The sequence below is a fragment of the Paenarthrobacter sp. DKR-5 genome (genome assembly GCF_018531425.1).
Classification (GTDB): domain Bacteria; phylum Actinomycetota; class Actinomycetes; order Actinomycetales; family Micrococcaceae; genus DKR-5.
In genome coordinates this window covers 83484-96011 of the sequence record NZ_JAHBOI010000008.1, presented here as the reverse complement: position 1 = coordinate 96011, position 12528 = coordinate 83484, and the positions used below count along the sequence as shown (strand labels likewise).

10 protein-coding genes are annotated in these 12528 nt (G+C 67.7%); 8 read left to right on the top strand and 2 right to left on the bottom strand.

The window, feature by feature from the left end; translation table 11 throughout:
- Position 1 precedes the first annotated feature (1 nt).
- The 5 genes from iolD (at position 2) to KIH31_RS16170 (ending at position 7277) form a co-directional block, all read left to right on the top strand.
- A complete protein-coding gene (gene iolD, locus KIH31_RS16190; protein WP_250546112.1) occupies positions 2 to 1927 on the top strand; it encodes a 3D-(3,5/4)-trihydroxycyclohexane-1,2-dione acylhydrolase (decyclizing) in 1926 nt (641 codons plus the stop codon).
- 68 nt (positions 1928 to 1995) lie between these two features.
- On the top strand, positions 1996 to 3510 hold the full coding sequence (locus KIH31_RS16185) for a CoA-acylating methylmalonate-semialdehyde dehydrogenase (protein WP_214428172.1): 1515 nt from the start codon (positions 1996 to 1998) through the stop codon (positions 3508 to 3510).
- A gap of 112 nt (positions 3511 to 3622) precedes the next feature.
- Positions 3623 to 4540 (top strand): sugar phosphate isomerase/epimerase, encoded by a 918-nt coding sequence (locus KIH31_RS16180; protein ID WP_214428225.1) that lies wholly within the window; start codon positions 3623 to 3625, stop codon positions 4538 to 4540.
- Between the two features lie 156 nt (positions 4541 to 4696).
- Complete coding sequence (locus KIH31_RS16175) at positions 4697 to 5710, top strand: Gfo/Idh/MocA family protein (RefSeq protein ID WP_214428171.1); 1014 nt, start codon at positions 4697 to 4699, stop codon at positions 5708 to 5710.
- 136 nt (positions 5711 to 5846) lie between these two features.
- Entirely contained in the window at positions 5847 to 7277 is a 1431-nt protein-coding gene (locus tag KIH31_RS16170; protein WP_214428170.1) for a sugar porter family MFS transporter, read from the top strand.
- Between the two features lie 92 nt (positions 7278 to 7369).
- On the opposite strand, the gene KIH31_RS16165 is transcribed toward KIH31_RS16170, so the two are convergent.
- Positions 7370 to 8143: an SDR family NAD(P)-dependent oxidoreductase gene (locus tag KIH31_RS16165; protein ID WP_214428169.1), complete on the bottom strand. Its 774-nt coding sequence runs from the start codon at positions 8141 to 8143 to the stop codon at positions 7370 to 7372.
- 30 nt (positions 8144 to 8173) lie between these two features.
- Entirely contained in the window at positions 8174 to 8998 is an 825-nt protein-coding gene (locus tag KIH31_RS16160; protein ID WP_214428168.1) for a sugar phosphate isomerase/epimerase, read from the bottom strand.
- Positions 8999 to 9201: 203 nt separating this feature from the next.
- Between KIH31_RS16160 and KIH31_RS16155 the strand changes: the two genes are divergently transcribed.
- The 3 genes from KIH31_RS16155 to KIH31_RS16145 are packed head-to-tail and all read left to right on the top strand — an operon-like array spanning position 9202 to position 12469.
- Entirely contained in the window at positions 9202 to 10539 is a 1338-nt protein-coding gene (locus KIH31_RS16155; protein ID WP_214428167.1) for an MFS transporter, read from the top strand.
- A 44-nt stretch (positions 10540 to 10583) separates the two neighbouring features.
- Complete coding sequence (locus KIH31_RS16150) at positions 10584 to 11477, top strand: transketolase (RefSeq protein WP_214428166.1); 894 nt, start codon at positions 10584 to 10586, stop codon at positions 11475 to 11477.
- The gene (locus KIH31_RS16145; RefSeq protein WP_214428165.1) at positions 11474 to 12469 is read left to right on the top strand and encodes a transketolase family protein; all 996 of its coding nucleotides are present in this window, start codon (positions 11474 to 11476) and stop codon (positions 12467 to 12469) included. Before KIH31_RS16150 ends, KIH31_RS16145 begins: the two co-directional genes overlap by 4 nt.
- The last annotated feature ends 59 nt before the right edge of the window (positions 12470 to 12528 follow it).

The following is a 12528-nucleotide window of genomic DNA, read 5'->3' as shown; positions in this document are numbered from 1 at the left end:
CATGGCACCAGCAATCCGCCGGATGACCGTCGCACAGGCCGTCGTCGAGTTCCTCGCCAACCAGTACACCGTCGACGGCGACTACCGGGAACGGCTGATCCCGGCCATGTTCGGCATCTTCGGCCACGGCAACGTCGCCGGCGTCGGGCAGGCCCTGAAGCAGTACCAGAGCACCGACCCGTCGCTGATGCCCTACTACCAGGGCCGCAACGAGCAGGCCCAGGCACACCAGGCGGTCGGCTACGCCCGGCACACCCGCCGCCGGGCCACCTACGCCGTCACGACGTCGATCGGCCCGGGCTCGACGAACCTGCTCACCGGCGCCGCGCTGGCCACCACCAACCGGCTGCCTGCGCTGCTCTTCCCCAGCGACACCTTCGCCACCCGCGCGGCGGACCCCGTCCTGCAGCAGCTGGAACGCCCGGACGCCTACGACGTGACCGTCAACGACGCCTTCCGGCCGCTCTCGCGGTTCTTCGACAGGGTTTCCCGGCCCGAGCAGCTCTACTCGGCGCTGCTGAACGGCCTCCGCGTGCTCACCGACCCGGCGGAGACCGGCGCCGTCACCATCTCGCTGCCGCAGGACGTGCAGGCCGAAGCCATGGACGTTCCGGCGGAGTTCCTGACCCCGCGCGAGTGGCGGATCCGCCGGCCGGAGCCCGAAGACGAGGACATCCGCCGGGCCGCGCAGGCGATCCGGGCCGCCAGGCGCCCGCTGATCATCGCCGGAGGCGGTGTGCTCTACGCGTTCGCCGAGGCAGAGCTCGCAGCGTTCGCCGAGGCCACCGGCATCCCGGTCGGCAACACCCAGGCGGGCGTCGGAGTGCTGCCGTGGGACCACCCGTTCTCCCTCGGCGCCATCGGTTCCACCGGCACGACGGCGGCCAACGCGCTCGCCGCGGAGGCGGACCTGATCATCGGCATCGGCACGCGCTACGAGGACTTCACGACGGCGTCCCGCACGGCCTTCCAGAACCCGGACGTGAAGTTCGTGAACATCAACGTCGCGGCCCTGGACGCCTACAAGCACGGATCGTCGCTGCCGATCGTCGCCGACGCCCGCAAGGCCTTGGTCAAACTGGCCCAGGCGCTCGGCGGCTACCGTGCCGGCGCGGACCTTGAGCAGGCCGTCGAGGCCGAGAAGCGGCGCTGGAACGCGATCGTCGACGATGCTTTCGACACCCGCCACACCCCGCTGCCCTCGCAGAACGAAATCATCGGCGCAACCAACCGGTCCATGGATGCGAAGGACGTCGTGGTCTGCGCCGCCGGTTCGCTGCCCGGGGACCTGCACAAAATGTGGCGGGTCCGGGACCCGTTCGGCTACCACGTCGAATATGCCTACTCCTGCATGGGCTACGAGATCCCCGGCGGGCTGGGCGTCAAGCGCGCCGTGCTGCACGCCGGGGAGGAGCGCGACGTCGTCGTCATGGTCGGTGACGGCTCCTACCTGATGATGCACACTGAGCTGGTGACTGCCGTCGCCGAACGCATCAAGCTGGTCGTCGTCCTGATCCAGAACCACGGCTATGCCTCCATTGGCGCCCTCTCCGAGTCCCTCGGCTCGCAGCGCTTCGGCACCAAGTACCGGCAGTTGGACGAGGACCGGCACAGCTTCGACGACGGCGAGACGCTGCCGATCGACCTGGCCACCAACGCCGAGAGCCTCGGCGTGAAGGTGATCCGGATCGAGCCCGGCACCGGAGCCATCGCCGGCCTCGAGGCGGCCCTGAAGGAAGCGAAGGCGGCCCCTGAAGGCAGCGGCCCGATCCTGATCCACATCGAATCCGATCCGCTGCTGGACGCGCCCGGCTCCGAATCCTGGTGGGACGTGCCCGTCTCCCAGGTTTCCGAACTGGACTCCACCAGGACGGCGTTTGCCACCTACACCGACCACAAGAGCCGGCAACGGCCCCTGCTGGGCTAGGTCTTCCGCCGGTCCCGCACGGCCGGCAACACCACGATCAACCACCGCGATCAAAAGGAAATTCGGCAATGACCACCACCGCAACCGCGACCACCACCATCAACCACTTCCTCAACGGCGAGGAGACCGCGGGCAAGGGCGACCGCACCCAGCAGGTCTTCAACCCGGCGACCGGCGCCGTCAGCGGCGAGCTGCGGCTGGCGAACCGCGAGGACCTCGAAACCGCCGTCGCCGCCGCCCGCAAGGCCGCCAATGTCTGGAACGACATCTCGCTCGCCAAGCGCACCGCCGTCCTCTTCAAGTTCCGTGAGCTCGTTGCGGCGCACGTGGATGAGCTGGCCGCCCTGATCACCGCCGAGCACGGCAAGGTCCTCTCGGACGCGAAGGGTGAAATCGGCCGCGGCCTCGAGGTCGTCGAGTTTGCGTGCGGCATCCCGCAGCTGCTCAAGGGCGACTATTCGGACCAGGCCTCCACCGGCATTGACGTCTTCTCCTTCCGCCAGCCGCTCGGCGTGGTCGCCGGCATCACGCCGTTCAACTTCCCGGTGATGGTGCCGCTGTGGATGGCGCCCATGGCCATCGCCACCGGCAACGCCTTCATCCTCAAGCCCTCGGAGCGGGACCCGTCCGCCTCGATCCTGCTGGCCAAGCTGTGGAAGCAGGCAGGCCTTCCGGACGGCGTCTTCCAGGTGCTGCACGGGGACAAGGAGACCGTGGACGGGCTGCTGACCCACCCGGACATCGACGGCATTTCCTTCGTCGGCTCAACCCCGATCGCCAAATACGTCCACGAGACGGCCACCGCCCACGGCAAGCGGGTCCAGGCCCTCGGCGGCGCCAAGAACCACGCGATCATCCTGCCGGACGCGGACCTGGACAACGCCGCGGACCACCTCGCCGCCGCCGCCTTCGGATCCGCCGGCGAACGCTGCATGGCCATCTCGGTCGCGGTCGCCGTCGGCGAGGCCGCGGATGAACTGGTGAAGAAGGTGCAGCAGCGCGCCGAAGCGGTCAAGGTCGCCAACGGCACCGAGGCGGACGCCGAAATGGGCCCGGTGATCACCCCGGCGTCGAAGTCCCGGATCGTGAAGATCGTCAGCGAGGCGGCCGACGCCGGTGCCGCGCTCGTCGTCGACGGCCGCGACCTGGTCGTGGAGGGCCACGAGGACGGCTTCTGGGTCGGGCCGACCGTGATCGACCACGTCAGGACCGAGATGAGCGCCTACTCCGAGGAGATCTTCGGACCCGTGCTCGCCGTCGTCCGCGTCGCGGACCTGGACGAGGGGATCAAGCTGATCAACGCCAACCCGTACGGCAACGGCACCGCCATCTTCACCTCCTCGGGTGCGGCGGCCCGGAAGTTCCAGCGCTCCGTGACGGTGGGGATGATCGGCGTCAACGTGCCGATCCCGGTTCCCGTGGCCTACCACTCGTTCGGCGGGTGGAAGTCCTCGCTGTTCGGCGACAAGCACATCTACGGTGAGGAAGGCGTCTCCTTCTACACCCGCGGCAAGGTCGTCACCTCCCGCTGGCCCGAACCGACCCACGCGTCCGGCGCCTCGTACAACTTCCCGTCCAACTAGCCCCGGTCCCTTCCCCGCGAACGGCCGCCAACGGCGACCTGGAGCGCCGCGACGCCGCCACAACTGGCCGTTCGCGGGGAAAGGACGACGACGAATGAGAGCCAACGCTGTCATGACCGACGTAGAAAACAAGCTGATCATCGGCACAGCTCCCGACTCGTGGGGCGTCTGGTTCGCGGATGATCCCAAGCAGACCCCGTGGGAACGCTTCCTCGACGAGGTCGCCGAGTCCGGCTACAAGTGGATCGAACTCGGCCCCTACGGCTACCTGCCGACCGACCCGTCCCGGCTGGCCGAGGAACTCAAGCAGCGCGACCTCAAGGTCACCGCCGGCACCGTCTTTACGGCTTTCCACCGGGGGATCGACGAGTGGGAGACCGCCTGGGAGCCGGCCCGCAAGGTCGCCGAACTCACCGCGGCGATGGGCGGCGAGCACATCGTCGTCATCCCGGCGATGTGGCGCGACGACGTCACCGGCGAAGCCGTGGAGAGCGGCGAGCTCACCGGCGCCCAGTGGGGTGACCTGTTCGCCGGGCACAACCGGCTGGGCAAGGTGCTGCTGGAGGAGTACGGGCTGCACCAGCAGTTCCATTCGCATGCAGACTCACACGTCGGGGCCCAGCGCGACATCGAACACCTGCTGGCCGAGACGGACCCGGCGTTCCTCAACCTGTGCCTGGACACCGGCCACGCCGAGTACTGCGGTGCTTCCAGCCTGGACCTGATCCGCAAGTTCCCCGAGCGCATCGGCTACCTGCACCTGAAGCAGATCAACCCCGAGGTGCTCAGGAAAGTCAACGAGGAGAACATGACCTGGGCGGCGGCGAACCTGGCCGGCGTCATGACGGAGCCGCCGAACGGGCTGCCGGACCTGCGTGCGGTGATCAAAGCCGTCGAGGCGCTGAACCGGCCGGTCTTCGGCATCGTGGAGCAGGACATGTACCCGGTGGCGTTCGACGTTCCGATGCCGATCGCCAAACGGACCGTGAACTACCTGCTCTCCTGCGGCTCGCGGACGCGCGTTTCCTAGATGCCGGAGGGAAGGGGCGGTTCCTGCCCATAGATGCCCGCCGACCCCGGGAACCGTCCCTTCCCTCCGGCGTCCCTTCCCTCCGGCGCCCCTTCCCTCCGGCGCCACAGCCGCCGACCCACCAACCCGGAATTCCTGACCCAGAAAGAGGACCCCATGTCTGACTCCCTTCGCGTCGCAGTCATCGGCGCCGGACGGATGGGCGCGGACCACGTCCAGCGCCTCCACACCCGCATCCATGGAGCCGAGGTGGGCGCCGTCGTCGACGTCGACCTTGCCCGCGCGCAGGCCGCCATCGCCGGAATCGAGGACGCCGTCGCCCTCACCAGCGCTGACGAGGCGCTCGCCCGCGACGACATCAACGCGGTCCTGATCGCAACGCCGGGGTTCCTGCACGAGGACATCCTCTACAAGGCGCTCGAGAAGGACCTGCCAATCCTGTGCGAAAAGCCGCTCACCCCGGACGCCGCCTCGGCCTGGAAGGTCGTCGAAGCCGAGCAGAAGCTGGGCCACAAGCGCATTCAGGTGGGCTTCATGCGCCGGTACGACGCCGACTACGCCAGGCTCGGCGCGCTGATCTCCGGCGGCGACATGGGGGAGCTGCTGATGCTGCACTGCGCCCACCGCAACCCGGACACGCCTCCCGGCTTCACCAACGAGATGCTGATCACCGACTCGGTGGTGCACGAGTTCGACGTAATCCGCTTCCTCACCGGTGAGGAGATCACCACGGTGCAGGTCCGCCTCGGCAAGGCCACCAGGAACGCCCCCGAAGGCCAGCACGACCCGCAGCACGTGCTGATCGAGACGGCCTCAGGGATCCTGGCCGACGTGGAGATCTACGTGAACGCGCAGTTCGGCTACGAAGTGGCCACGCAGGCGTCCTTCGAAGAGGGCATCGTGAACATCGGCGGTGACTCGGGCCCGTACATCCGGCGCGCCGGCCGCTGGGGAGGGGAGGTTACCCCCGGCTTCATCGAGCGCTTCGGCACCGCCTACGACGTCGAGGTCCAGGCCTGGGCCGACGCCGCCCGCAAGGGCGAAATCGGCGGCCCCACCGCCTGGGACGGCTACGCGACCGCCGCCTGCTGCGAAGCCGGCGTCGAAGCGCAGAAATCCGGCGAGAAGGTCAAAGTCCAGCTGAACGCCAAGCCGGCCCTCTACACCTGACCTTTCCCCGACCGGTTGTCGCCCGCCAGGGAGGATACCGTTATGGTCTCGAGCGTCTTCGCCGAAAACGAGACCGCGGAGGACACCTCCCGCTACCAGCTCGAGACATCAACCGGCATATCGAGAAGGCAGGCGCATGACGGAACCGACAGCGAAACCGGCGAAACAGGGGAAGCACGCCCGCGCACTGCGCACCGTCACCCTCGTGTCCACCTTCGGCGGCCTGCTGTTCGGTTACGACACCGGCGTCATCAACGGCGCGCTGCCGTACATGCAGCACGACCTGGGCCTCACCCCGCTGACGGAGGCTCTGGTCACGTCGTCCCTGCTGTTCGGCGCCGCGATCGGCGCCTTCAGCGGGGGCCGGCTGGCGGACCGCAACGGCCGGCGGAAGATGCTCCTCGCGCTGGCTGTGATCTTCCTCGCCGGCACCCTTGGCTGCACCCTGGCGCCGGGGACGGCGGTGATGGTCGCGGCGCGCTTCGTTCTCGGCCTGGCGGTCGGCGGAGCGTCAGTGATCGTTCCGGTGTACCTGGCCGAGATGTCACCGACCGCGCGCCGCGGCCGTATCGTCACCCAGAACGAGCTGATGATCGTCTCCGGCCAGCTGATGGCTTTCGTGTTCAACGCGATCATCGGCAACACCTGGGGAGAGAGCGCCGGAGTGTGGCGGTGGATGCTGGTGATCGCCACACTTCCCGCCATCGCGCTCTGGTTCGGCATGCTGGCGATGCCTGAGTCCCCGCGCTGGCTCGCCTCGATGGGCAGTTTCGGCGAGACGCTGGCGGTGCTGCAGAAAGTCCGCTCCCAGGAGGACGCCCGCAAGGAATTCGACGAGGTCAAGGCGCTCGCCGTCGAGGATTACAAGGCCCGGATGGGTTCCTGGCGGGACCTGCGGACCCCGTGGCTGCGACGCGTCTTCGTCGTCGGCCTCGGCCTCGCCGTCGTGCAGCAGATCACCGGCGTGAATTCGATCATGTATTACGGCACGCAGATCCTCACCCAGGCCGGATTCGGCACCGGGACCGCGCTGGTGGCCAACATCGCCAACGGCGTCATCTCCGTGCTGGCAACCTTCGTGGGCATCTGGCTGCTCGGCAGGGTCGGCCGCCGGCCGATGCTGATCACCGGCCAGATCGGCACGACGTCGGCGCTGCTGCTGATAGGTCTCTTCTCGCTCATCCTGCCCGAAGGCACAGCGCGCGGCTTTGTGATCCTGTCGCTCACGGTGACCTTCCTGGCGTTCCAGCAGGGAGTGATTTCGCCGGTCACGTGGCTGATGCTCTCGGAGATCTTCCCGCTGAAGCTGCGCGGGCTGGGCATGGGCATCTCCGCTTTTGTGCTGTGGATCGTGAACTTCCTCGTCGGCTTCAGCTTCCCGCAGCTGCTCGCCGCGACAGGCATCTCCAACACCTTCTTCGTGTTCGTGGTCCTCGGCGTGCTGGCCATCCTGTTCGTGCGCAGGTACGTGCCCGAGACGCGCGGTCTGAGCCTGGAGGAGCTGGAGGGGCATTTCAAGCAGGTACCCGTCGGGACGCGCCAGCCGGAGCCTGCGGACGCGCGCTGAACCACGCGGCGCGGCTGCGCGAAAGGCCAGTGGTGGCGGGCTCCCCGGTCGCGAGCCCGCCACCACTGGCCTTTCGCCTGCCCTGAGCGTGCTTAGTGCATGTGGCTTCCGCCGTTGATGTCGATCGTCGTGCCGGTGAGGTACGAGGCGGCGTCGGAGGACAGGAAGGTGATGACCGAGGCGATTTCCTCCGTTGTGGCGGTGCGTCCGAGCGGGATGCCGGCCGCGATCGCCGCTTCCTGCTCGTCGGTGCTGCCCACCCGGATGTTCGTGTCGACGGCGCCGGGGGTGACGGCGTTGATGGTCACGCCGCTGTCACCCAGTTCCCGGGCCAGTGCCTTGGTGAAGCCGAGGATGGCTGCCTTGGCGGCCGAATAGGGCACTTTGCCAAAGACGCCGCCGCCGCGCTGGGCCGAGACGGAGGACATGGTCACGATCCGGCCCCAGCCGCTCTCGATCATTGCCGGCAGGAACGCCTTTGTCACCAGGTAGGTGCCGGTCGCGTTCACGGCCATCACCTTGTTCCAGAGTTCGAGGCTGGTCTCGAGGAACGGGACGGGGGAGGTGATTCCGGCAATGTTGGCCAAGGCGCCGACAGCGGGCAGGTTCCCCGCCGTGACCTCGGCGCCGACGGCTTCTGCTGCGCGCGCCACCGATTGCTCGTCGGTGACGTCGACCTCGAAGCCGAACGCGGGGACGGTGAATTCGTTCCCGATCTCGGCAGCCACCTTGGCCGACTTCTCGCCGTCGAGGTCGAGGATGACGACGGCCCACCCCTCGGTGGCGTAGCGGCGGGCAGTGGCGACGCCGATGCCTCGCTCGGAGGTGGCTCCGGTGATGACGGCGGTGCGCTGGGGGACTGGCATGGGGTTCTCCTTGCGGGATTGGGGGACGGGTTAGATGAAGTCGGTAACGAAACTGGCCGCTTTGGCCGCCGCCGCGGGGCGTTCCTCGTGGCTGAGGTCGCGGGTCTCGAGTTCCATGGAAAAGTGACCCGCGTAGCCGGCGTCAGCCAGCGCGCGCAGGCCTGCCGGGAAGTCCACAGCGCCGTTGCCGATGCTGAGGTTGATGTTCCCGGGCACGGCGTCGCGCAGATGGACGTGGCGGATGTTGCTGCCAATCAGGCGAACGAAGTCCCGCGGGTCGGCCCCGGAGGCCACAATGTGGCTGAAGTCCATCACGTGGCCAACACCGGTGCCGGCCAGACGGTCCGCCAGCATGGCGGCACGTTCAAGGTTCCAGCAGAGCCGGTGGAAGTGCAGGGACTCGGTCCAAAGCTGCACCCCGAAGGCCTCGCCCCGCTGGGCGGCTGCAGCGAGCTGGCCGGCCACCGCATCGAGGTCGGCGCCGAGCGGGCCGGCCGGATCGCGGGCCAGCGCTCCGCAGGGCAGGACCAGGGCGCGGGCTCCGACAGCGGCCGCCAGTTCAAGCAAGCGGTCCAGGTGGGCGCTCCGGGCAGCGGAGCCGGCCGGATCCAGTGGGAGATTCAGGTCGCCAACGTCGCCGTTGACGGACCGCACGGTCAGGCCCGAGGCGCGGACGACGGCGGCCACCTCCCGCACCGCGGCTGCATCCAGCACGAAAGGCACGTGGTCGCAGACACCGGGGAGTGCCCCGAGGTCGATCTCGGCGAAGGTTAGGTCCTCGATGGTCCTCAGTGCGGTCGGCAGGTCTTGGTGGCGGAAGCTGATGGAAGAGCATCCAAGCCGGGGGTGGAACATCGTCGTCGGTCCTCGTCCGGTGGAAAATATGTGAGGGGCACCACGTTACAAACGTCGACTGTCAACAGTCAACCAGTTTTACCGTTTTTGTTGACTGTTGACATTGCTGAGTGGTTTCCATCACACTGTTTGGCACAGCCTGTTGACTGTCAACAGTGAGACGGCCCGTCCGCCGTCCGACACCTGCTTGAAAGGGATTCATCATGAGCAATGAGGCTCTTCAGCTCCGCGGCCCTGTGCACGGAACTCCGGATGCTCGCCGAGTGGCCATCGGTTCCAGCGTCGGCGCTGTCATCGAAACTTACGACTTCATTGGATTCGGTACCGCCGCGGCTCTCTACTTCGGGCACGCCTTCTTTCCCGGCAGCGATCCGGTCACCGGCACCCTCGCTTCCTTCGCGACGCTGGGCGTGGGATTCGCGGCCAGGCCTTTGGGCGGCATCATCGGCGGCCACCTCGGCGACAAAGTGGGGCGCAAGCCGGTGCTGGTCGCATCGCTGATCCTGATGGGGCTGGCAACCTTCGCCATCGGCCTGCTGCCCACCTACGCGGCCGTCGGCCTGCTGGCTCCCGCGCTTCTGGTCACCGTGCGCATCGTGCAGGGCCTGGCCTTCGGCGCAGAGTGGGGCGGCGCCATTCTGATGAGCTACGAACACGCTCCTTGGAAGGCCAAGGGCAAGTTCACCGGCATTGTCCAGGCCGGCTTCCCGGTCGGGCTGCTGCTGGCCAACCTCGTCTTCCTTTTCAGCGTGCAGCTCGGCAACGAGTGGGCCTGGCGCATTCCGTTCCTCGCCAGCATCCTGCTCGTGATTGTCGGCCTGATCATCCGCTCCAAGGTCCCCGAGTCCCCCGTCTTCGAAGAGGTCAAGGAACGAGGGACCATTTCCGAGGCCCCGATCGCCGCCGTCATCCGCAGCGACTGGCGCAACATCGTGCGCGGCATCGGCCTGCGCATCGCTGAAACCGCCGGTTACGCCGTGTCCATCACCTACATGATTTCCTACCTGAACAGCACCCACCTCGCTGACAAGACGCAGACCCTGGTGGCACTGTGCATCGCCTCGGCCATCGGCATCGTCGCCACCACGTCGTGGGGTGCACTGACCGACCGGATCGGCCGACGGCCCGTCTACATCTGGTCCTGCGCCTTTGCGGCGCTGTTCGCCGTGCCGATGTTCCTGCTGGTCAACACGGGCCTGTTCTTCTTCATCATTGCCACCATCGTGATCTCGTACGCCGTGTGCCAGAACTCGCTGGCCGGCGCCCAGGGAGCATGGTTCCCTGAGCTCTTCCGCGCCAACACCCGGGCGTCCGGCGCCTCGCTGGCCTACCAGATCTCCGCAATGGTCTCCGGGTTCACCCCGTTCATCACCACCTTGCTGTTCATCGCGCTGGGATGGATGGGGCCGGCGCTGCTCTTTGCGGCCTACGCGCTCATCGGCCTCTGGGCCGCCCTCGCGACGAAGGAAACCTGGGGACCGGCCGAACGCCGGCTGGCGCACGAAGCCACCGCTTCCGCCCCGGTCGATATCCCGGCCTGAGCCCCCGCCAACAGCACGCAAACGCACACCAATTGGAGAAAACGTTGACGACGACGACTACAGAACAGACCCCGGTCCGGGGCGGCAGCTTCGAGGAGCGGCGCCGCAGGGTGGAGGCAGCCGCCTACCGCATCCGCCACTCCGCACTGAACATGGGAGAGGTACAGGGCCAGGGCTATGTCGGCCAGGCCCTGGGCGCCGCGGACATGTTTGCCGCCGTGTACGCCGACCAGTTGACCTACCGGCCGGAGGATCCTCACTGGGAGGGCCGGGACAGGTTCCTGCTGTCGACCGGGCACTACGCCATCGGGCACTACGCCGCCCTCGCCGAGGCGGGCATCATTCCCGAAGCGGAGCTGGAAACCTACGGGTCGGACGATTCACGGCTGCCGATGTCGGGGATGTCGACCTACACCCCGGGGATGGAAATCTCCGGCGGCTCGCTGGGCCACGGGCTGACCATCGCCGTAGGCATGGCACTGGGCCTGCGGCACCGCAACTCTGCGTCGCGCGTCATCAACTTTCTCTCCGACGGCGAGCTCGACGAAGGTTCCACCTGGGAAGCGGCGATGGGCGCGCACCACCACCAGCTGGGCAACCTGACCGCACTCGTGGACATCAACGCGCTGCAGGCCGACGGGCGCACCGACAGCGTGCTGCGGACCGAGCCGGTGGCGGACAAGTGGGCCGCCTGCGGCTGGCACGTTCAACGGGTGGAGGGGAACGACGTGGGCGCGCTCCTGAGCGCCTTCGACGCCGTCGCCGCCGAGGCGGGCTTGGAAGGACGGCCCGCCGTCATCCTGTGCGATACCCGGATCGGCCGCGGTGTCCCGCTGCTCGAAACGCGGGAGAAGGCCCACTTCATGCGGATTGAAGAGCACGAATGGCAGATCTGCCGGGAGCAGCTGACCAACGGATACGAAGGAGAAGGCAAATGACCGCCGCACCGACCACGCCCCGGCTGAAGACCTCGGCCATGATCGCGTCGTTCGCTGACCCGGGCCAGAAAACGACGCCGGCACCCTTTGGACACGCCCTGGTCAAGGCCGCCCGGGAGAACGAGAACATCGTCGGGCTCACGGCGGACCTGGGCAAGTACACCGACATGCATGTCTTCGCCCAGGCCTTCCCCGAGCGGTTCTTCCAGATGGGAATGGCCGAGCAGCTGCTGTTCGGTGCTGCGGCCGGAATGGCGGAGACCGGGCTCGTGCCGTTTGCTTCCACCTACTCGGTCTTCGCGGCGCGGCGCGCCTACGACTTCCTCTGCCTCGACATCGCGGAACCGAACCTGAACGTCAACATCGTCGGCGGCCTGCCTGGCCTCACCACAGGGTACGGACCCAGCCACCAGGCCACCGAGGACATGGCCATCTTCCGCGGCATGCCCAACCTGACCATCGTGGACCCCTGCGATTCGGTCGACATCGAGCAGGCTGTTCCCCAGCTGGCCGCCAGCGACGGGCCGACCTACCTGCGCCTCCTGCGGGGGAACGTGCCGACGGTTCTCGACGAGTACGACTACAGCTTCGAGCTGGGCAAGGCCAAGGTCCTGCGCGGGGGTGCCGACGTCGTCTTCGTCTCCAGCGGCCTGATGACCATGCGGGCCCTCGACGCGGCCAAGGAACTCGCCAGGCACTCAGTGGACGTTGCCGTTGTGCACACCCCCACGATCAAGCCGTTCGACGCCGCGACAGTGCTGGGCGAGGTGGACACCGACCGGCTCGTCATCACCCTGGAGAACCACACGGAGGTGGGCGGTCTTTTCGAGACCGTCGCCTCGGCCGTGGTCCGCGCGGGCCTCGGGAAGCGGATCGTGCCGATCGCCTTGCCCGATGCCTTCCTCGATGCCGGAGCGCTGCCGACCCTACACGAGCGGTACGGGCTTTCGACGGCCCGCATCGTGGCGCGGACGCTCGCCGAACTCGGTTGATTCCGCGGGGGAGAGGGTAGCATCAGTGTCGACAGACCAACTGTTGACAGTCGCGCAGA